17 protein-coding genes are annotated in these 21,177 nt (G+C 35.1%); 2 read left to right on the forward strand and 15 right to left on the reverse strand.

The genetic code is table 11. The features are described 5' to 3' along the window. Nucleotides 1–3: 3 nt before the first annotated feature. Both prpB and PTRA_RS09460 read right to left on the reverse strand, forming a co-directional pair. Nucleotides 4–876 carry a methylisocitrate lyase gene (gene prpB, locus PTRA_RS09455; protein ID WP_011328451.1) on the reverse strand — a complete coding sequence of 291 codons (873 nt, stop codon included), beginning with the start codon at nucleotides 874–876 and terminating at the stop codon, nucleotides 4–6. Between the two features lie 71 nt (nucleotides 877–947). Next, nucleotides 948–1,646, reverse strand: coding sequence for a GntR family transcriptional regulator (locus tag PTRA_RS09460; protein ID WP_058373593.1), 699 nt, complete (start codon nucleotides 1,644–1,646; stop codon nucleotides 948–950). Between the two features lie 262 nt (nucleotides 1,647–1,908). Here PTRA_RS09460 and rsmF point away from each other — a divergent pair, with 262 nt between their 5' ends. Continuing rightward, on the forward strand, nucleotides 1,909–3,357 hold the full coding sequence (gene rsmF, locus PTRA_RS09465) for a 16S rRNA (cytosine(1407)-C(5))-methyltransferase RsmF (RefSeq protein WP_058374579.1): 1,449 nt from the start codon (nucleotides 1,909–1,911) through the stop codon (nucleotides 3,355–3,357). Between the two features lie 227 nt (nucleotides 3,358–3,584). Here rsmF and PTRA_RS09470 read toward each other — a convergent pair whose 3' ends face one another. Genes PTRA_RS09470 through PTRA_RS09495 form a run of 6 tightly spaced genes read right to left on the reverse strand, consistent with a single transcriptional unit; the run spans nucleotide 3,585 to nucleotide 10,415 of the window. Further along, entirely contained in the window at nucleotides 3,585–4,307 is a 723-nt protein-coding gene (locus PTRA_RS09470; RefSeq protein WP_058373594.1) for a VpsP family polysaccharide biosynthesis protein, read from the reverse strand. Continuing rightward, nucleotides 4,300–5,028 carry a tyrosine-protein phosphatase gene (locus PTRA_RS09475; RefSeq protein ID WP_058373595.1) on the reverse strand — a complete coding sequence of 243 codons (729 nt, stop codon included), beginning with the start codon at nucleotides 5,026–5,028 and terminating at the stop codon, nucleotides 4,300–4,302. The genes PTRA_RS09470 and PTRA_RS09475 overlap by 8 nt, the downstream gene beginning before the upstream one ends. Nucleotides 5,029–5,031: 3 nt before the next feature. Continuing rightward, nucleotides 5,032–7,272 (reverse strand): GumC family protein, encoded by a 2,241-nt coding sequence (locus tag PTRA_RS09480; protein ID WP_058373596.1) that lies wholly within the window; start codon nucleotides 7,270–7,272, stop codon nucleotides 5,032–5,034. Between the two features lie 20 nt (nucleotides 7,273–7,292). After that, nucleotides 7,293–7,802 carry a polysaccharide biosynthesis/export family protein gene (locus PTRA_RS09485; protein ID WP_418055008.1) on the reverse strand — a complete coding sequence of 170 codons (510 nt, stop codon included), beginning with the start codon at nucleotides 7,800–7,802 and terminating at the stop codon, nucleotides 7,293–7,295. 8 nt (nucleotides 7,803–7,810) lie between these two features. Then, nucleotides 7,811–9,028, reverse strand: coding sequence for an outer membrane beta-barrel protein (locus PTRA_RS09490; RefSeq protein WP_058373598.1), 1,218 nt, complete (start codon nucleotides 9,026–9,028; stop codon nucleotides 7,811–7,813). Beyond that, nucleotides 9,012–10,415 carry an undecaprenyl-phosphate glucose phosphotransferase gene (locus PTRA_RS09495; protein WP_058373599.1) on the reverse strand — a complete coding sequence of 468 codons (1,404 nt, stop codon included), beginning with the start codon at nucleotides 10,413–10,415 and terminating at the stop codon, nucleotides 9,012–9,014. Before PTRA_RS09495 ends, PTRA_RS09490 begins: the two co-directional genes overlap by 17 nt. A gap of 747 nt (nucleotides 10,416–11,162) precedes the next feature. On the opposite strand from PTRA_RS09495, the gene PTRA_RS09500 reads away from it, so the two are divergent. Next, complete coding sequence (locus tag PTRA_RS09500) at nucleotides 11,163–13,745, forward strand: AMP-binding protein (RefSeq protein ID WP_058373600.1); 2,583 nt, start codon at nucleotides 11,163–11,165, stop codon at nucleotides 13,743–13,745. A gap of 164 nt (nucleotides 13,746–13,909) precedes the next feature. On the opposite strand, the gene PTRA_RS09505 is transcribed toward PTRA_RS09500, so the two are convergent. The 7 genes from PTRA_RS09505 to PTRA_RS09535 form a co-directional block, all read right to left on the reverse strand. Beyond that, a complete protein-coding gene (locus tag PTRA_RS09505; protein ID WP_058373601.1) occupies nucleotides 13,910–14,626 on the reverse strand; it encodes a WecB/TagA/CpsF family glycosyltransferase in 717 nt (238 codons plus the stop codon). Beyond that, nucleotides 14,619–15,818 carry a glycosyltransferase family 2 protein gene (locus tag PTRA_RS09510; RefSeq protein ID WP_058373602.1) on the reverse strand — a complete coding sequence of 400 codons (1,200 nt, stop codon included), beginning with the start codon at nucleotides 15,816–15,818 and terminating at the stop codon, nucleotides 14,619–14,621. Before PTRA_RS09510 ends, PTRA_RS09505 begins: the two co-directional genes overlap by 8 nt. After that, complete coding sequence (locus PTRA_RS09515) at nucleotides 15,815–17,023, reverse strand: glycosyltransferase family 4 protein (protein WP_058373603.1); 1,209 nt, start codon at nucleotides 17,021–17,023, stop codon at nucleotides 15,815–15,817. The genes PTRA_RS09510 and PTRA_RS09515 overlap by 4 nt, the downstream gene beginning before the upstream one ends. After that, nucleotides 17,020–17,535, reverse strand: a complete 516-nt coding sequence (locus PTRA_RS09520; protein WP_058373604.1) for a serine acetyltransferase — start codon at nucleotides 17,533–17,535, stop codon at nucleotides 17,020–17,022. The genes PTRA_RS09515 and PTRA_RS09520 overlap by 4 nt, the downstream gene beginning before the upstream one ends. Then, the gene (locus PTRA_RS09525) at nucleotides 17,532–18,761 is read right to left on the reverse strand and encodes an O-antigen ligase family protein (protein WP_058373605.1); all 1,230 of its coding nucleotides are present in this window, start codon (nucleotides 18,759–18,761) and stop codon (nucleotides 17,532–17,534) included. The genes PTRA_RS09520 and PTRA_RS09525 overlap by 4 nt, the downstream gene beginning before the upstream one ends. Then, nucleotides 18,758–19,600, reverse strand: a complete 843-nt coding sequence (locus PTRA_RS09530; protein ID WP_157756048.1) for a glycosyltransferase family 2 protein — start codon at nucleotides 19,598–19,600, stop codon at nucleotides 18,758–18,760. Before PTRA_RS09530 ends, PTRA_RS09525 begins: the two co-directional genes overlap by 4 nt. A 254-nt stretch (nucleotides 19,601–19,854) precedes the next feature. Next, on the reverse strand, nucleotides 19,855–21,132 hold the full coding sequence (locus PTRA_RS09535) for a flippase (RefSeq protein WP_058373607.1): 1,278 nt from the start codon (nucleotides 21,130–21,132) through the stop codon (nucleotides 19,855–19,857). Between the last annotated feature and the right edge of the window lie 45 nt (nucleotides 21,133–21,177).

Below are 21,177 nucleotides of genomic sequence, written 5' to 3' on the forward strand. Positions count from 1 at the left end.
TTATTATTTAGTTGATGAAAAAAGGTTGTCTAGGGTATTTTCATAGGTGTGATAATCTAAAAAATCATAAAGCTCAGCACGGGTTTGCATATTTTCAATTTGGCTTTGTTGCGAACCTTCATTTAAAATTGAGCTATATACATTATAGGCTGCTTTGTTCATCGCTCTAAATGCGCTTAATGGGTAAAGCACCATTTCAACGCCTACATCGCCTAACTGCTCTTTAGTATAAATAGGCGTTTGACCAAACTCAGTAATGTTAGCCAATACAGGAACGTTAATCGCTTTTGTAAATGCTTGGTAGTCGGCAAGGTCGTGCACGGCTTCTGCAAAAATGGCGTCTGCACCGGCTTCAACACACGCTGCTGCGCGCTCAATAGCGGCATTTAAACCTTCTTTTTGAAACGCATCGGTACGCGCCATAATGTAAAAGTCACTATCAGTTTTTGCATCTACAGCGGCTTTAATACGGTCAACCATTTCACCTTGGCTAACTATTTCTTTATTTGGGCGATGGCCACAACGCTTTTGCGCTACTTGGTCTTCAATATGGAAACCTGCAGCACCCGCTTTAGTCATTTCTTTTACTGTACGGGCAATATTAAACGCACCACCCCAACCTGTATCTGCATCTACTAATAAAGGTAAGTCGCTTGCACCGGTAATACGGCGAATATCTTCAAGCACGTTATCAAGGCTAGTCATACCTAAATCAGGCATACCAAAAGAAGCATTGGCAACACCAGCACCCGATAAGTAAATTGCCTGATGACCCATTTTTTCAGCCATCATTGCTGTGTACGCATTAATAGTACCCACTATTTGTAATGGGTGATTATTGGCAATAGCCTGTTTAAACTTTGATCCTGCTGACATTCGTTTCTCCTAACTTTGAACGGTGGCTGCTCTGGGGCAGTTTTTATATTTTAAATACTAATACGATTTATTTAACTGGCTTTTGTTTGCGCTGCCAGTAAATCAAATTTAGTTTGAATATTGGCTTGAGAAGCACTTATGTGGCGCTTCATCAACATTTCGGCTAATTCACCATCGTGGTTTTCAATCGCATTAATAATAGCTAAATGCTCATCAAATGCTTTTGATACCCGCGGGCCAACCATACCCATTTGTACGCGGTACATTCTTATTAATTGATAAAGGTCGTGGCATAGCAAATGAATCAAGTGGGCATTTTTACTGCCTTTTATAATGCGGTAATGAAAATCTAAATCACCCGCTTCTTGATAGTACGACTCGCCTTCTTTTACTCGTTGCGTTTTTAAATGCTGATTAAGTAATTGCTTTAAACCTTGGACTTCATCGGCTGCCATATTGTCGGCAGCAAGACGACACGCCAAGCCCTCTAAGGCACTGCGTACTTGATAAACTTCTATCAAGCGCTCTGCTGTTAACGATACAACTCGGCAACCTATGTTGGCTTTACGCTCAACTAAATAACAGCTTTCTAAACGATTTAACGCCTCACGCAGCGTTGCACGGCTCACTCCATAACGCTTTGCCAGCTCTGGCTCAGATATTTTACTGCCTTGTGCTATGCTGCCCTCTACTATTTCTCGGCGCATATTTACAAATACTTGATCTGATGCGGTTGTAATAGGTGTTTCATTTAACAGGCTTTGCGTCATAGGTTACTATTAGATTGTCGACAATTTATAAAGCCACTATGAACTCCCTACCACTAAGTGTCAACCCTAAAACAGTATGAAAAATTCAAAAAACACACTTATTGTCGACATCACCAGCCTAAAGTAAATAATAATCTGCTCTAAAATAATAAATAACCCACAAGTGTCGACACCAATAAAAAGCAACTTTTTACCCGTTAAGCACTGAAACACACTTTAAGAAATGTTATTATTTGTCTTTAATATAACGACTGGCCAAACCGTGGACGCAAATACCTTTATCCCCGAGCACTTTATCGATGATGTAAAAACCTATTTACCTGCACACCTAGATATAGACGACTTTATTAATGCTTGCCGGCGGCCACTACGAAAATCTATTCGTGTTAATACCTTAAAAATATCTGTTACTGAGTTTAAGCAATACGCTAAGCAAAAAAACTGGCTACTCACTCCTATTCCATGGTGCGCGGAAGGTTTTTGGTTAGAGCGCCCTGTTGCAGAAGAGCAGAACCTAGCACTTGGCAATACCGACCTTCACCTGAGCGGTGCTATGTATGTACAAGAAGCAAGCTCCATGCTGCCCCCCATAGCACTAAAACAAAGTATAGAGCACACTAATTACGTTCTTGATATGGCATCTGCACCTGGTTCTAAAACTTCGCAGCTTGCTGCCCTAATGAATAACCAAGGGGTGTTGGTTGCAAATGAGCTTTCGTCATCACGCTTAAAAGTACTTAGCGCTACTTTAAAACGCATGGGAGTAGGTAACTGTGCATTATCGCATTTTGATGGGGTGGTTTTTGGTAATTATATGTTTGAGTGCTTTGATAGCATTTTACTCGATGCCCCCTGCTCTGGCGAAGGCACGGTACGAAAAGATGCAGATGCACTAAAAAATTGGTCTATCGACTCTAATACTGAAATTGCCCAAGTACAAAAAGATTTAATTAAAAGTGCATTTTATGCTTTAAAGCCCGGTGGAACCTTAGTTTATTCAACCTGTACGCTTACTCCACTTGAAAACCAACACGTGTGCGACTTTTTACTCAGTGAATTTGGCGACTGTATAATACCGGAGTCTTTAAGTGATCTATTCCCTGGTGCAAGTGAAGCAACCACAACAGAGGGTTATTTACATGTGTGGCCGCAAACTTTCGACAGTGAAGGCTTTTTTATTGCCAAATTCAAAAAGCAAGCAAGTTGCGACAACCCTAATCTAAAAGTCAAAAAAGGTGCATTTCCGTTTCAGCAATTTGAGAGCAAAAAAAGTGCAGCTTTTATGCAAACACTTAAGCAACAATTTGGCTTAACTACCTTACCGGGCATATTAATGCAGCGCGATAAAGAGCTGTGGTTATTTCCGCAGGAGTTTGAGACTGTGCAAAACAAAATTAAATACGCCCGTTTAGGTATTCAACTTGGCGCCATTCATAATAACGGCGTGCGTTTATCCCACGAGTTTGCAACCGTATTTGGTAAGCAGTGTAAAAGTAATGTGTTGCCTTTAACCGACACTCAAGCTAACGACTACTTTCAGGGTAAGGATATTCGCTTAGCGGATGTAAGCCAAAATACGGGAGAGGTTATTTTAACTTTATGCGACTGCCCGATTGGCTTAGGTAAATGGCAAAAAAATAAAGTTAAAAACTCACTCCCACGGGATCTAGTACAAAATACTCAGCTAATAACATGGGTACAAAGCAATTAAACTGCGTTTAATGTAAAAATGTGAGTATTAAAACATAGATAGATTTTTGAATGTGACTGGGTTTTTAAAGTACCTAAATTCAGATAATAAATGTGCGGTTTTAATCATGTTAGCTATACTTATATGTACTTTCTTCTTCTCCCTATAATCAAGAAAGCGTCTTCAGTTAACGTAAGGCTCAACTAAGAGTCATTTTATAGCCCAGAGTTTTATAACTCTGGGCATTTTTATTTGCTATTACCACAATGCTTTTTAAATATATAACTTTTGCGAACAGAATCGAAATCGCCACCAAATTGTAACGATAAGCACAATATGGTTAAGCTATTACTTTGTTTTGCAATATCAAAAACTTGATTGAATTTATAGCCATATTTTACTGCTAACTTCAATTCGTTAACATATAAAGCTTTGTATTGTGGAGTTAGTTGCGACCAATGAATCAACGCTATTTGAATAATACCTAAGTGCACATCAAGCTTATAAGGGCCTACTTTTTTTGCTTGTTGAATATAGTCATAAACCTGCTTTGTGGGCCCATCTTGATAACTCACCACTTGCGCCAATGCTATCCAAGTTTCTGCCCATGTTTGCCTTAATTCAATAGACTTTAAAAGCGCTTGTTCGGCCTGTTGGTAAGCCTGCTTATGTGTAGGGGCATTAATTACAGCCGTCTGATTTAAAATACTTACTGATAATATTTTTATATACGCATTCAAGTGCCAATAATGAGGATGGCTTGGCTCAAATTTGGTAGCTAAAGTAATAGCTTTTTCGGCCTGCTTTAATTCTGAGCGCTTAATTGGAGAGGATAGCTGTTGCAGCGTATTTCGAGCATTAAAATACCAAGCATTGGCACGTATGCTTTGTATACTGTAATAGGCAATCAACAAGGTTATAAGCGCTAAAAAAATGATAGGGATTAACCTATTTAATTTAAAATTAATCACAAAATAGTGACTCAGTTAAGCGCCAAGGATTAGTTACAAATAACATATGTGCTTTATCCTCCCCGACTAAACTACTCACAATGTGTTTTGCTTTACTCAGTATTGGCGGCCTGCGTTTTACCGAATGCGCATCAGAGGCAACATAACTAACTAAATTACCTTTAAGCATGTCATTGCTAATTTGCTTTGCTTTATCCCCCCACCCCCCCTCAATACTTGAAGCGGTTAATTGAAACTCACAACCTAACTGCTTTAAATGTTCTATATAAAAAGGATTAGCCTGAATATCACGGTTACGTTCAGGGTGAGGTATGATCACTTTAATATTTTGTTTTGCTAACCAGCCAATAAACTTATCGTAGCCTGGTGGTACGTGAGAATGTGGTAGCTCTAATAATAAGTAATTTGCTCCGGCTAAATTGCCAATGAAGGGCAATTTATTTGCCTTTACCAGTGCCATTAACTCTATATCAAGGCGTACTTCTGCCGCTACTGCTAGCTTTATAGTAATTCTCTCCTGTTTTGCATGCTCTTTTAAATCAGCTAAGTCTCTGCGAAGTTGTATAGCAGAGTTATCAAACCGCCCTATATGAATATGCGGAGTAATCACCATATGTGTTATTCCATCATTTTGCGCTAGCTTTAATAGTGCTAAAGATTCATTTAAATTTTTAGCGCCATCATCAATGCCGGGTAAAATATGCGAATGAATATCAATCATAATTTAGCCATTAGGTTGAGGTTTTTCTGACGGTTGTGAGTATTCATAATAATCATAGTATCCGTAACTATGCTCATCTTTAGCTTTACTCATATCAACTTGATTAAGTATAACGCCTGCTACATGTGCTTTCACCTCAAACAAACGCTCTAGCCCAGCTTTAATTGGTTTTACTCTTGTTTCGTCAGCTCTCACTACATACACAACCGAATCAACACTTTGTGCAATTACTAGGGCATCACTAACAGCTTGTGTCGGGGGAGTATCAATAATAATATGATCGTACTTAGTTTTTAAAACCTTTAATAACTCATCAAACCGGGCACTAGATAGTAATTCCAATGGGTTTGATGGTATTTGTCCGCTTGGCATTATAGCAACCCCGGAGCGCTCATCTAAATGAACGCACTCAGAAAACTGTTCTGTTCCAGTAATCAAATTACTTAAGCCTGGGTGAAATACTGGTATGTCAAACCGTTTTGCTAAGCTGGGTTTACGTAAATCAGCATCAATCAGTAAAACGCTCCCCATTTGCGCAAGCGATAAAGCTAAGTTAGCTGATGTGGTGGTTTTACCTTCACCAGGAACGCTTGATGTAACTGCTATTATTTGATGATTCCGGTCTAACTGAGTAAGTAATAAGCTTGTTCTAAATGTACGCACAGATTCTGCAAAGCGGCGGTATTTATCCTCTAAATAGGCGTATATCGGAAACGGATTCTTTCTCGATATTTTAACTTTGGGTAATAAACCTAGCATGCGTTGTGCTAATTTACTCTCAACGTCATTTTTTGTTTTCACCGTATCGTTTAATGCATCAAATATAAAGCTCATCACCACTGCAAAAGCAAAGCTGGCTATAAATGTAATTATAACAATAAGCTTTTTATTAGGCTTACTTGGGTATTTTGGCGTATATGCTCTATCTGTAAAGCGAGCTGCTGCTGAGGTGAAATCGCTGGTAACTGCAGTTTCTTTAGAGCGAGATAAAAATGTATTAAATATATTCCGATTGGTTTCAACTTCACGTTTTAACTGATTATACTGCGTTTCTTTACGTGTAATATATTGGTAATCATCTCGGATTTTCTTCAAATCAACCTCTAATGTATTAACTGTTCGAGTTGTTCTGTTTAACTCTTTTTCGATACCTGTAACTAGGCTTTTAATTTGCTTATTTAAATTAGCTTTAACTGTCGCAAGTTCAGCTTTAGCAGAAATCATTTTTGGGTGTTTATTTCCATATACTTCGCCCAAGTCACTTACTTTACGTTCAACCAATACTACCTCGCGCTTTACATCTTGGATTACTTTATGTGACGTTATTTCCGGCATGCTTTCTAAAAGCGCGATGTTATTATTTCCATACTCCTTAATGACTCTATTAATGCTTTTTAAATTATTTTGCTCATTACGTGCATTAACTAATTGTTGAGAAATTTGCTCTAGCTCTTTAGTAACCAGTCCGGCTATACCTTCTATATCGACTAATTGCTGCGCCTCTCGATATGCTTGTAGGCGAACTTCAGATTCATCTAATTGAATCCGCAATTGCGACAACCGTGTGTTTAACCAACTTGTTGCCTGTTGCGTGATCCCCATTTTGGCACGCATTTGGTTGTCGATATAAACTTCACCAACCGTATTTGCAACCAAGGCTGCAAGTTTAGAGTCACTTGACTCAAAACTAACTCTAACTAATTGTGTTTTATGAATTGGGGTAACAATTAATGCTTTATTAAATATACTAAGCAAATCTTGCATTTGTTGCTCAACTTGATCTTCATACGAGAGCGTAGCAACTTCTTTTTTATTTAAAAAAGGCAGTAAGTCTTTAATTAATATATTTAGTTCTTTAAAAATTAATATATTTAGTTCATTAAAGATTGAAGGTTTAGGAGTAAAGTCTATATGTGACTGCAAATCTAACTTAGTAATAACTTCTCGTGCAATACTGTCTGACTTTATTACTTCAAATTGAGTTAAATAATATTCTTTTTGATTTGAGTCTAAACCATATATTTCTTCAAAACTAACCGCTTTAGCCTGCTCTGCTTCAATTAATAAAGTTGCACTTGCTTTATATTTAGGCGTTAAAGTTAACGTAATCATTATAGCTAATAATGTAATGATTATCGCAAAACTCAAAATTCGCCATTTTGCTTGCTTGATAACATTAAAGTGAATACCAAGATCAATAACATCATCATTATTATTATTAAATTTATCTGATTGTTTATTCATTTATCACTGCCTTTAACGGCTTAAAACAAGCGCTGTTCTATTTTAATGGTGTCGCCCGCTGCAATTTGACTGTTTAAACTGCCTCTATGTTGCTGCTCTTTGGTTTGCTCTTTAAAAATATATATTTTATCTATTGATGCTCGCTCTGTTAATCCACCACCAAGTGCAATTGCTTGATTTACTGTCATTGCCGGCTGATAAGGGTATGCTCCTGGGTTATTAACTTCGCCGTGAATATAAAAAGGCCGATATTGTGTAACCTGAGCATACACATTGGGGTTCACTAAATAATCAGGCTGTAAACCACGGCTTATTATTTTCTCTACCTGTGATGTATTCAGGCCAGCGAGTTTAACTTTTCCCAAAAAAGGATAATTAACTATGCCACTGTTACCTAATAATGCTGTTACATCTAAATCAGGTTGGCCAAAAACTTTTATCTCTATTTTGTCACCTGGTCCTAAAGTATAGTTTTGTGCACTTTGGCCAAAACTATTAAAACTCAATAAAAAAGCCAGGCAAACAATCATCCTAGATTTCATCGATTAACCTTCAAAGCAAAGGTAAAATTAATCCCGATAATGACACGATCAAATGTAATCGCATCTTGATTAGAGTTTTTATCTATAAAATCCACATAGCTAGATACCATCCCAAAGTTACTAACTAAATAATTTAAACCTAATCGGGCCGCTGTTGTTTTATCTTGTCTACCAATATCACCAGTGTATTGCTCGTCTGCATAATTTAAACTTGCCAACGAACTAAAGTAATTACTCCAATTATGATCCCAGGTAATGTTATAAACACTCTCTTTAATATAATCACCTGCTACCAAGGGATCTTTAGCTGAGCGGCTAGTTAAAACTTGTACCGATGAATAAGTAAGTGGCTGCCAAAGCACAGCGGCTTCCCAACTTAAACCGGTAAAATCTTCACGTAAGTCTGAAATAAAATCTTTGTCTTGATAACCAACTTTGAAGGTCCCTGATGTTACCGCCGTTGCCTCCCACTCTATTCCTAGTAATATTTTTCTGTCATCTGAATCTCGTGAAATACCATTAGCTTGCAAAATATCGTAGCGGTAATTTTCTTTTTTTAACTCCAAAAAAGTACGTGTCGATGAGAGCGTATTATAGTAACCGGTTATTCCCACTAAAGTTTTATCATAGTCCCGATACTGGGAAACGGGTCTAAAGTTTTGATATTTTTTATTGAAAAAACCAGCATTAAGTGCAATCTGAGCTTTAGAGCTTTTTGCGCCATATTCATAACGCGCTGTCACATTTTGCTGTTCGTATTTCACTAATTCATTAACAATATCTCCCAAACCTTCGGTTAAACCACTTCCTCTAGGTTCATATAACCAATCTGCGTCACCTTTAATATCGAATCTATGCTGTTGGGTAAACTCTTTATGAGCACTTGCGGCAATGGTCACTTGTGTAAAGTTATCTGTGGTATCTTTATTATGAAAGGACGTACTTGACCCAAGGTTAAGCTTATAATTGTCGGGGCCATCTTCTATTACTGCAGAAATATTTGGGGAAATACTCCATATTAACCGCGACTCCTCGTTAGTTGGTGTTCTAAATATATTATTATTAGAACTAACTCCTGTTTGCAGCGTAGGCGTTATTTCGGCACCATTTTTCGTTATAATGCTACCTGGTTTTAGATTAGCAAGTGCATAAGGGCTGGCTCCTATGCAAACTACTAATAAGCTAGGAGTAATCACATTAATAGGCATTTTCATTCTTAAATCCTTTGATGATAGTTATGAATATTATTTTTATATCAAACAATAATGACCAGTTCTTAATATAGTGTAGGTCATACTCCACACGTTTCGCCATTTTTATTAATGTATCTGTTTCACCACGCCAACCGTTAATTTGCGCCCACCCTGTAATACCTGGTTTAGCTTTGTGCCTAAACATATAAAATTCTACTTTTTTTCTGTACTCTTCATTGTGCGCGACAGCATGAGGTCTTGGCCCAACAATAGACATATCACCGTCAAGCACATTCAAAAACTGGGGAAGTTCATCAAGACTTGTGCGTCGTAAAAATCGACCTAACTTTGTTATCCTTACATCATTTTTTGTAACTTGAGTTATCAAATTACTGTTTTCTGTTACTGTCATTGAACGGAATTTCCATACTTTTATTTTGCGTCCGTCTAGTCCGTAACGATCTTGCTTAAATATTACTGGACCAGCTGATGTCAGCTTTACTGCAGTTGCAATCACTAATAATAATGGCGAAATCAATAATAATATAACTATTGAGAACACAACGTCTTCTGTACGTTTTATAAACTCATGAGCACCAATACATGGTGACTCAAATACACTTAATGTATCAACCTCACCAACATGTTCAATACGCGCATGTATTAGATTAGAAAGAAGAAAGTCGGGTATTATATGCACATCAACTGTGGTATCACCCAGCTGTAATAAAATGTCTGCAATACGTTTTTCTGCTTTCATGGGAAGAGCAATATATAAGACATTAACCCTACCTTCTCTTGCAGAATCAACGGCTTCTTGTATGTTGCCAGCAACATCATGAGACGCTAACTTACTAAACAAACGATCTGGAGTTCTGTCATCATAAAATCCTAAAAACTTAAAGCCTAACTCATCATTTTTTTCAATTTCATCATATAAGTACGCAGCGGTTTCTGTTGCGCCAATAATAGCCACATTACGCAAATATAAACCAAATTTACGACGATTACGCTTATACAAGTAAACAGCCAAGCGCCATAAATATAAATAAAGCATACTTAATAAAAACCATAAACTAATGCCAATCCGAGATAAGGATTCTGAAAACTTAAAAATAAATGATATAAAAAACAAACAAGCGAATGAGACTAACAAAGCGCCCCAAACGCACAGCATCATCACTCTAAATTTCCCTGCACGCCACGATCTATAAGTAGAAAACACTTCAGCGCAATATAGGTAAATGAGTGCAACGCTTAACACTGACACCATATAAAAAGGGCTTAAGTTAAAGTCATAAAATAAGGCGGAACATTGAAAAGCAAAAAATAATGCAATAATATCGAAAAGTCTGTAAAAACAGCCATCTGATGAACCTGATAGCTTAAATGTCCTTGAAGAATTCATAACAATTAATCCCTATGGTAGACCATACTGAGTGAAAAAATTATCACTAGATTTCAGAATTAATACTAAGTTAACAACTCAAGTTGCACAATTAACATAAAGTGCGTTTACTTATAAATATCATGCTATAGTTTGTTTCAATGTATGTTGTTTATATAAAAACAAACATGAGTAAACATTACTGTAATAGCTAAACTTTTACTTTTTTATAGAGGAACACATTAAAGTACATGTTTTACTTTAGCTTAGTAATGTAAGGAACTACTTCTCATTAACGTGAACGGAGTAGCCATAATATTATTTAATTGCAACTAAGCAGGAAGCTATTGGTTTATTTAGTTCCCCCCCTTTAATACCTACAGAGGGTTAAACACACTGCCGCTATTACTTCTTTATAGATACTTTACTATTTTGCCCGGCAGGACCATATATACAAATAACAGCGGTGTAATTTACCACCACTACTTGGTGGGCTCGAAGACAAATAAAATTCAATTTTATTTAGAACCTATTTAATAAATTAAATAAACAAAAAAAAACGTGATAAAAACAAACGTAAACTAATTAAAATACCATAAAAACTTCTGTTTACGATGTGTTCGCATTGTAAAAATGAATATAACTATAGCCCCTTCTTAAGTTACTAATAAATTTTATCTTTTATATCAAAGTTATGTATAAATTAACAACTCTCGTTAATCTAGACTAAAATATGATTATCTCCTTTTGGATTAAAGTAGGTCATCAATGTTTAAGGACACTAATAAACTCACTTCTAAACTTCGCAGCAATAGCATAGCGGCTGTAGAAAGCGATCAAAAAATAACTTATTCACTATTAATTGAAAAAGCAGAAGGCATTGCCTCAAAGTTAGGATCACAAAGAAGTCTTATTTTATTAGAGTGTACTCCAAGTATTGATTGGCTAATATCTTACGTAGCTATTTTACTAGGTAAGCATGTTGCTTTGATGCTTCCTCCTAATAATGAGGAAATGGCTTCTCGGTTAGGAGAAGCTTTCGACGCTAACTTTATAATAAAAACTACTAATGGCATCGACGTTGAGAAACTAAGTAGTAAAAAAGTAAATTTACATGAAGATCTCTGCTTACTTTTATCTACTTCTGGCTCGACTGGAAGCCCTAAATGTGTAAAATTATCCTATGACAATATCGAGGCAAATACAGTCTCTATAATTGAATATTTAGGTATAGATAAACAAGACATTGGCATTGTTAATTTACCAACCAATTATTCATATGGCCTTTCAATTGTTAATACTCATTTATTTTGTGGTGCAACAATTGGGTTTAATACTCATGCAATTTACACAAAAGAGTTTTGGAATTTTTGTAAAGAACAAAACGCAACAAGTTTTGCCGGTGTACCTCACAATTTCGATCTATTATCAAAAATTAATTATCAACAATTAATCCCCTCATCTATAAAGTACTTCACACAAGCTGGCGGTAAACTGGCAACGAATATTGTTTCTGAATTTGCGAGTTTTGCAAAAGCTAGAGGCTGCAAATTTTTTGTTATGTATGGACAAACAGAAGCCTCACCGAGAATGTCTTACTTACCACCGGATATGTGTGAATCAAACCCAAATTCAATAGGTATACCAATCCCTAGAGGAGAATTCAAAGTAGTTGATGATAAAAATAAAGAGCTCCCACCTGGAGAACAAGGCGAATTAATTTATAACGGCCCGAACGTGATGATGGGCTATGCCATAGAAAAAGATGATCTAAAAAAAGATAAAGAAACATTCGAATTAAAAACTGGTGACATTGCTAAAAAATCCTTAGATGGACTTTATTTTGTAACAGGAAGGATGAGCCGTTTTATAAAAGTATTTGGCAACAGGATAAGTTTGGATCAAATAGAGGTTATGTGCAATGAACAGCATTTTGATGCGATTTGTACTGGAGTAGATGAAAAGCTGTTAATAGTTACTCGCCAAGAAAGTAAAATCAATCATATTAATGAATACTTTCAACAACACTTAAAGCTGCCTAAATCATCGATTAAAGTAGTGTTTAAAAAAGAGTTTCCTACCTTAGACACAGGTAAGTTCGACTATAACTCTATAAAAATGGAACTTACTCAATCTAACAAAAAAAATAACGAGCAATCGGCTTTAAGTATTAATGATACTTACATAAGTATTTTTGGGGAGCTAGCAAAAAACAAATCGTATTCATTTTTTGATTTAGGTGGAGACTCTCTGACTTTTTTTTCAATCTCAATAGAATTAGAAGAAAAATTAGGCTACTTACCAGAAAACTGGACAAATATATCAATTGCTGGGCTAGAATCTTTACCCAAAAAGCTTATAAATAACTCTAACACTAAAAGTACTTCATTTAAAAACTTAGTGAATTTAGATTCACTAAGAGCATTTGCTTGTATATTAGTAGTTGCTTTTCATGTGTTTGGTAGCGAGCCACACTATGGCCTGGGTTATGCAATGGACTCACCGTGGCGTTCTATTTTTGATGTTTTTGATTTAATTCGAATACCTTTATTTACTGCTCTTGCAGGAATTGTGTTTATAGCAATACTTTCAAGTGAAAATAAAATCTTTCAGTTTTTATTTTGTAAAATAACATCTCTATTATTACCAGCCGTTGTTGTTTCAATATTATATTTTCTTTTAAGGAACATAATAGGTAAAGAAGATGGTGACTTAGGTACATACTTAATATCGGGTTATTTACATTTGTGGTATCTCTACTCACTATTTGTGATAGCAACGGTTATAGGAACTATACACTTACGATTTAGACCAAGCTTTTATACTTACATAATAAGTATGATTTTACTTTACGCATTGAGTCTGACTATAAGCGGGCATGTTTTGTTTTGGGTTTACGCCAGTGTTGAACTAGCACCGTATTTCATTCTAGGAATGCTACTTTATAAGCACCCTCATAAGTTTTTGAATAAAACTATTTTAACAATTGCAGCCATCCTAGCTTTATTAGGTACTTGCTTACGTGTAGCTTCATTTTTTGAAATAGTAAATAGAGATTTAATCTTGGTATATTTTACTTTTATAACCTCAATAAGCCTTATAATTATATCTTATTTTTTCTTTCCTAAAATCAAAGTTATCCAATGGATTGGCCTATATTCATACTCCATATACCTGTGGCACCCTGCAGCAGCGAGTACAGCCAGAACAATCCTTACAACTATCGGTATTGATAATCACTTCTTACTATTTTTAGTTCTATTAATTGCAGGCATTTTAATACCTGTTGTCATGTATAAAGCAGCAAAATTTTTACCCAGATTAATTAGAATGTCTCTAGTTGGGCGGTAATTGATACACTGTGATAATGTTCCAGAACTGACTAGTTCTGAATTTACCTGTTGGCCCAAAAGTAAAGGGTTGCGTACGGGATATATTCAAACAGAACTGCTGCAGCAAAAAGTTTCTGTCGAGCCGTGCAATAACACCGCTCGCCTCCGTTGGGTGGATTACTTCTAATGTACAACTAAATTGTAAAAAAATTTCGGTATACCAATTACATACCTATTAAACAAACGCTGAGGCTCTACAAGTAAGCGATAAAACCACTCTAACCCCAATGTTCTAAGTATTTCAGGGGCTCTTTTAACCTTCCCTGCTTGAAAGTCAATAATTGCCCCTCCACAAATGATCAAGGAGGGAACATCAATGCTTGATAATATCACGGCTAACTTTTCCTGCTTGGGCATCCCCATAGCAAGCACAACGCAGTTTAAAGCTGTTTTTTCTGAGTTATTTTTAAAATTTTCTATATAGAGATTATCTTGCTCAAAACCATTCATTTTTATTACTTCTTCTGTTTTGAATAAAGTTTTCGAACCTTGAGTTAACCAAGGTTCAGTTGCCCCGTAGGCGAAAAATTTAACAGTTCGATTTGACATTTTTAGCGCGTTAACAATAGCCGGAATTACATCTGTACCATTAAAGTTATCTTTAGGATCTATTCCATATATTTTACAAGCTAATTTCACACCTATGCCATCTCTTAAAAGGTGTGTTAAGGATAGAAAGTTTTCGCGTACACTATCATCGTCATGCATTAAATTGATACTGTGCTGGTTAACAAACCCAACTGTGTTTGATAACTCACTCTGTAGGAGGCTTGCTATAAATCCATCTAAATCATCATAATTTAGGTAGCTAATTTTATTTAAAATTTCTTTGTTACTCATTGCTATCATCCCCTCTATCTGTCCGTATCCAAGACTTTTGCCGATTTTTAACGAATGATTTATAAATATTTATCTTAGCTAATAGATACTTATACAAAGTTCCGAAATCTTTTAAAGGTATTATCTCTCTGCCCATTACGAACCATACAAGACCTAAACTAAGTAAAAGAATAAACAGTGAAATAATAGAAAAATAGAACGGAATAAATATATTAAAAAGCATCATTATCAAAAAAAAGAAAGAACAACAAAAAACTATAAAGAACCATAAAACAGTTGGTGGAAGCATGGCATCAAAAATCGTAAAACAGCTTTTTATTTTAAGCTGAGCTAGGCTTCTTATAAATTTTTTTGGTAACAAGGTAATTGAGCTTAAGTGACCGTGCTCCCATCTCGTACGCTGAGTGTTGTTTCCAATAACTGAAGTAGGAAAGTAACTTAACACTTGAGAAAAGCTATCATAAATTATTTTTTCTCCTTGGGCAGTTAATTTTAAACCTAGCTCTAAATCCTCAACAATACTACCTGAAGCAAACGTAATATTATTTAGAACTCTCGCAGGAAAGGCCATACCTGATCCCTGCAGTTGACAGTTTATTTTAAAAAAAGCAAGACCTTGTGGTCGAGTAATGTTTTTTATAGCCCAAGCAAATTGGGCCACATTTGTTGTAATTGTAGCGTGAGCATGTGACTTCATTACGTATGCGGATTGAATAACAGCGTCTTCCATAATACAACGCCGAGTTAGGGTATAAAAACTTCCCTCTGTAAACTCACAGTCAGCGTCAAATATTATAATTACTGAAGGATTAAACGGTTTTAAATACTCTACACCGGCTTCAATTGCGTAACCTTTACCAACAAAGTCCAGACTGTTTCTAATTAAAACTTTTGCTCCAAATGATTTGGCGATTGAAGCTGTCGCGTCTGTACAGTTATCTGCTATAACAAGCACTTTAGATAAGCTAACAATTTCTCTTTTTAGCTTTGTAAGTGTATCTTTAATTATCTTTTCTTCATTATGCGCAGGTATAACTATATAAGCATTATCAACGTCACTGTTAATGGCCATATTTTTATTTGTACCTCGATAATAAAGGCCAATAATTAACTCAATTGATAAAAATAGTGTTGGCAAAAAGATAAATATAAATACAATTAAACCAATGAATATATCTATAAAACTTATCATTTCACACCATAAATTAGAGCGGCTAGTTTACTCACTTCCTGCTCAATATCATGTTTTTCAGCTACAGCTTTATAAGCTAAGAAAACCATACTCTTAATTTCGTCATCTGACATTTTAATAAACTTGGTTATCGAGTCTTTTATAACTAATGTATCACCTGCGTGAAATAAAAGGCCTTGCTTTTCATTCGTTATAAGCTCCGGGATACCAGCAATATAAGTGGTCATCACAGGTCTGCCTACTGCCATTGCTTCCATTATGGCTACAGGTAATCCTTCTGCAAAGCTAGGTAGGATCATAGCATCTGACGCTAATAATAAATTATGTACTTCCTCAGAACTTATCCATCCAGTAATCCGAACATTTTTTCCCAAGTTATTGGCTTTGATGAATTTTTCGATATCACCTCGCATCTCACCATCACCCGCTAAAATTAAATTGATATTATCTCCCTCATCTAAAACCATTTTTAATGCTTTAAGTAAAAGTAATTGTCCTTTTTGTTCACATAACCGACCAATACATAATAATTGTTTAATCTCGCTAGCCTGAGGTAGCAATGGCTGTCCTTTTAAAAAGTTATCGTCAAGACCACACCGTACTATCTCAATTTTCTTCCAATCATTATAATTTGCCCATCTAAATAGCTGAGACCTACAATAGCTAGTTATAGCAACAACAAACTTTGCATGACTAATCTTTTCTTTTAAGTGCAATCCTAATGGTTTATCAAACTCCTCAGGGCCATGCACTGTAAAACTATAATCAACACCTGAGATCATACCCGCTAACATGGTGACTTCTGCGGAGTTTGTACCAAAGTGTGCGTGAATATGTTTGCTATCAGTTTCACAGCAATAAGCTGATAATTTACATGCTTCAACAAGGTAAATAAGGTGATATAACACGCCTCTTTCAGACATTTTTGCCATATTAACTGCTGCTATAAAAGCTGTCGTTACTCTTTTTGGATACTTTATGAATGCTTTAAAAAATATTGGTAATAAGGGCCTAATTCCATTTTCTAAAATATAATTTGTTTTTTCCTGTTCGCAAAAATCAACTTTATCTTTTAAATCAGCATCCCAGCCTCTGAGTGCAACTCTCTGAACAATGAAACCTTTTTTTTCGAGTTCTAAAATCTCTCTTCTAATAAAAGTGTGGCTAACTTTTGGGTACTGGTTGATAAAATATGTTATGTTCATTTTTTGTCACCTTTAAAAGTGATTTTTGCAGGGATCCCAACAGCTATACTATTGGCAGGTACATCTTTATTCACCAGAGTCATAGCACCTATTGTACAATTAGAGCCAATTTTAATATCTCCTAAAATCATACTATTGGCGCCAATATCAACATTATCACCTATTTGAGGACATCCACTCCCCTCATATTTATTGCCAATAGTTATACCGTGCCTAAGCGTGCACTGCTTGCCAATGACAACGTCAGGATGAATGAAGATTTGCCCAAAATGCCATATTTTCAAGCCAGGTCCAACTTTAACTTCTTTGGGTATACTGATACCAAATAAGCTTTCAAATAACCTAAACAGAACATAATAGGGGATATATAATATTTTTTTTATTATGTCATTATTCACAGTCTCAATACGAGCTCCTAATCTGTAAATAAAAATACAATATATTGACTGCTCTCTTAGAAATGCGCTATAGCCCCCATACCTTTTTAAATCATATTTAAAATATTTACTCATACATCTTCCTTATCTAGGTTAGTACTTTGACAATTGAATTGTGAATAAACAAAAAATATTCCTATAAAAAACCAGAAATACCAATTATATGAGAGGTAAAAAAGCAGGTTATCTGAATAACCAACAACTAAATACGATATTACTAACCCAATAATTATTGCACCGCCTTTTTTATCTACTTTAAAATACTTTATCATTCGAGCCAGTATCATAGAAAAAAGAAACAGATAAGCTATTACCCCAAAAAAACCCATATCAAAGGCAATTTGTACGTAAGTATTATGGGCATCAAAGCTAGTATCAGATTCAAGTGGGAAAAATTCTAAAAAATAGTATGAAAACGAGTTATAGCCGTGTCCAAAAAATGGTTTCTCCATTATATAGCCCCAAGCTGCACTCCAAACAACGTTCCTCCACGCATAAGAGTTTAGCTTTCCTCCCTCCTCTAAAATATCAATGCTATTTCCTGAGAAAATATCTAAAATACGCTCTTGGATAGAGGGAATTAGGAATGCTATAAATGTCAATAAAATCAAGTACACTATATACCTACGCTCAATTAATAAGCCATAGACCAAAAACACTATAACCAGTGCAATCCAAGCACTTCTCGTTTTGGTAGCAAGTAGGCAAATGATGCAAAACATAAATATAATTTTGGCGTGTTTTATAAATTTCACATCAAAAGCAATTAGCGTAGATTTAAAAGTAAAAAAACAAATAGACGAGATCAGCACTAAGTAAAAAGCAAAAATATTCGGGTGAGAAAAACTCCCAAAAACTCTAAAACCATCATTACCAGTACTTCCGGCTGGGAATATAAATTCAACACCAGCAAATACAAAAGGGATAATAGAGGAATAAATTATTAACTTTATTAAGACCTTCACCTCGGCCTCTTTTTTTACATAATAAAACGGGATCAAAAACCAAGAGAAATATGTAATAACAGTAAAAAAAGAACGTAGAGACGATATTTTATCCGGTGAAATACTTATAGATAAAAGTCCGATAACAATGAAAGGCGACCAGATTTTTATAATACTTTTGGAAACTAGCATATTATTTTTAAGTATAAGGTTGCATACACATAACACTAAAATAAAATTAATTATTGCACCAAAGCCAATCCCTCCAACTCTAGTAAGATCCAAAATTGGGTCTAAAGAAGATCTCAAAAGTAATAAAATGAATATAGTTTGTGAAAAGTAAAAAAATGATTTCATTTCTTAATCAGTTTCCACTTAATACGACGCAGAAAAGTTTTCATTCTGAAGCCCAGTAATAAAAACAGAGCACTTTGAAAATTCATTTTTACTTGCTTATAACTCAAAAGCGTATCTGTTAACTCAACCTTTTCAATAAAGCTCAATGGCTCCAGTTTATTTTTCAATAATAAAAAAGCAAACTTTATTTTTGATGCTTTTTTATCAGAAATCCTCTCCCAACTATGAGTGGTATCAACAATATATGAATATGTATTAATATTAAAAAAAGTACCATATTGCTTAGCGACACGAATCCACATTTCCCAATCTTGCAATGCTGGCATGTCTTCTGCAAATCCCCCTAAAGCTTTCATATAGGCTGTTTTAGTAAAAATTTGATTACCAATTAGGTTTTCTGTTCTAAGATCTCTGTAGTTCACTTTCAACGATTGATGAGTTTTTAATTTATGTGTCGCTGTTATTTCAATCATAGAATCAAACAAGCCAGCAATACTTGTAGTATCTTTAAATTCATTCCAGTAATGAACAAATTTTTCTACACGCCAACTTTCAAAATAGTCATCATCATCTAGTCCGGTTATAAAAACCCCTTCGGCTAGTGAGATTGCTTTATTACGCCCATAACACGCCCCCTTAGATTCGCCTGATGAATTAATAGTGCTTATTAATAGCCCTTTACACTCCATTTCCTTTAGGTAGTTGTGCGTACCATCTGTAGAGCCATCGTCGGCTACCACTATTTGTATATTGTCGTAACTTTGAATCAACACGGAATTTACAGCCCGTTTTAATAACTCAACTCTATTGAACGTAGTTATATATACTGTTACTTTCATAAGATTACTCATACTTTATCTTCTAAGGTAAAACACAATGCACTGGCTCTACCTTATTATTAAGTAAGTTTCTTCGATGATATTTAAATTTATTATTTTTAATATCAAAAACTCACCTCAAAATAAAATAATACCTTCGTCATGACATTTAAAAATTAATATAACTTTCTCTATTTCAGATTTCTCTAGTGTTTTTATTGGAATTAACTTAATAACTCTGTGTTAAAAAATGCTCAGTGTTTTTATAAATAAACTTAGCATAACCACGTTTTTAATTTAGTGATTTTATACACTTCTATCGACATCAATATATTCCATAATACTAAGCTAATACTTACAGCTAAAGCAGCGCCAATTGCTTTATATTCGGGAACTAAAATAAATAACAGTACAATATTAGTTAATAAAGTAATGAGTAATGCTTTCAAAGAACGCTTTTCATTCCCAGTCATATTGAGGACTAAACCAACTGAGCCAAAACATATATTGAGAATTTGGCCAACACTTAAAATTATAAGGATCAGATGGGAAGCTGCATATTGATCTCCAAACAAGATTCTTATAAACCTTTCACCTAGGAAAATTAAAATAATTACAATAGGTAATGAAAAAATAGCGTTTAATTTTACACTTTTTGTCAAAAGAGCCTGTGTAGAGTTCATATCACCACTACGATATAACCTAGCTACTTTTGGCCCTATAATAAGATTCACAGAAGTAAAGCCTAAAGTAACTAATGTCACTCCTTGTAAAGCAACTTTAAAAAAACCAACTGACTCTTTATCTGCAAAATAACCTAAAAAAACACTTGCAAGCTCCGAATTCATCGTGCTGATAAGTACCATCAACGTAAAAGGTAATAACGCAAAATGCCACCTTTTAAAATAGTATTCTGCCTTAATACTTTTTAGCTTATGAGCGCGTACTTTTAATATTAGTCCTGCCCCTAACAAAAGCGTTAATGCTGATGTGATTAATTGCACTTTTATTAGTAATAAGCTGCTGAACTCTATTTGTAACGCTATAAAAATCAAGTAAATAAAAACAGCTAAAAAGGGCATTAAAATAAACTCAGGTAATAAACCTAAAATTGGCTTTCTAAAGCCATTTAATATAGCGCCTTGATTTGTGCAGAAGCTTTTTATTGGGATCAGCAGCACCGCAAACCAAAGCAAGTTAGCAGTCTCACCTTTGATAATACCTGTGTATAAAAAAGCTAGAATAGCAAGCATCACCACAGCAGAAGTGCTAACAATAAATGCTGTTGACCACTGCAGTAAGCCTTTTAGTTCACTCCACTTACTCTCCAACTCAGCATGTGCTATTTCGCGTATTAACAACTGGGGTAAACCAGCAATAACTGGAATCGTTGCCATAGCAATTATCGATAAAATATAAGTGTATAATCCATACTGTTCTGGCCCTAAATAGCGTGCAAGAATAACACCGGCAATAACAGACAATACTCTGCTAACAACTTGTAGGCCGGCTGTACCCAAAAATTTATTTAAAATCACTGGCGATTGATTCAAAAAACATCCTTATAGTTATTTGTTATTGGCTAAATATAAAACAAT

This window comes from Pseudoalteromonas translucida KMM 520 (assembly GCF_001465295.1).
Classification (GTDB): Bacteria; Pseudomonadota; Gammaproteobacteria; order Enterobacterales; family Alteromonadaceae; genus Pseudoalteromonas; species Pseudoalteromonas translucida.

Excerpts from the sequence above, each read along its gene's own strand:
- prpB (WP_011328451.1), bottom strand. The coding sequence starts at position 876 with ATGTCAGCAGGATCAAAGTTTAAACAGGCTATTGCCAATAATCACCCA.
- PTRA_RS09460 (WP_058373593.1), bottom strand. The coding sequence starts at position 1,646 with ATGACGCAAAGCCTGTTAAATGAAACACCTATTACAACCGCATCAGAT.
- PTRA_RS09475 (WP_058373595.1), bottom strand. The coding sequence starts at position 5,028 with ATGATTGATATTCATTCGCATATTTTACCCGGCATTGATGATGGCGCT.
- PTRA_RS09480 (WP_058373596.1), bottom strand. The coding sequence starts at position 7,272 with ATGAATAAACAATCAGATAAATTTAATAATAATAATGATGATGTTATT.
- PTRA_RS09485 (WP_418055008.1), bottom strand. The coding sequence starts at position 7,802 with ATGATTGTTTGCCTGGCTTTTTTATTGAGTTTTAATAGTTTTGGCCAA.
- PTRA_RS09490 (WP_058373598.1), bottom strand. The coding sequence starts at position 9,028 with ATGAAAATGCCTATTAATGTGATTACTCCTAGCTTATTAGTAGTTTGC.
- PTRA_RS09495 (WP_058373599.1), bottom strand. The coding sequence starts at position 10,415 with ATGAATTCTTCAAGGACATTTAAGCTATCAGGTTCATCAGATGGCTGT.
- PTRA_RS09500 (WP_058373600.1), top strand. The coding sequence starts at position 11,163 with ATGTTTAAGGACACTAATAAACTCACTTCTAAACTTCGCAGCAATAGC.
- PTRA_RS09505 (WP_058373601.1), bottom strand. The coding sequence starts at position 14,626 with ATGAGTAACAAAGAAATTTTAAATAAAATTAGCTACCTAAATTATGAT.
- PTRA_RS09510 (WP_058373602.1), bottom strand. The coding sequence starts at position 15,818 with ATGATAAGTTTTATAGATATATTCATTGGTTTAATTGTATTTATATTT.
- PTRA_RS09515 (WP_058373603.1), bottom strand. The coding sequence starts at position 17,023 with ATGAACATAACATATTTTATCAACCAGTACCCAAAAGTTAGCCACACT.
- PTRA_RS09520 (WP_058373604.1), bottom strand. The coding sequence starts at position 17,535 with ATGAGTAAATATTTTAAATATGATTTAAAAAGGTATGGGGGCTATAGC.
- PTRA_RS09525 (WP_058373605.1), bottom strand. The coding sequence starts at position 18,761 with ATGAAATCATTTTTTTACTTTTCACAAACTATATTCATTTTATTACTT.
- PTRA_RS09530 (WP_157756048.1), bottom strand. The coding sequence starts at position 19,600 with ATGAAAGTAACAGTATATATAACTACGTTCAATAGAGTTGAGTTATTA.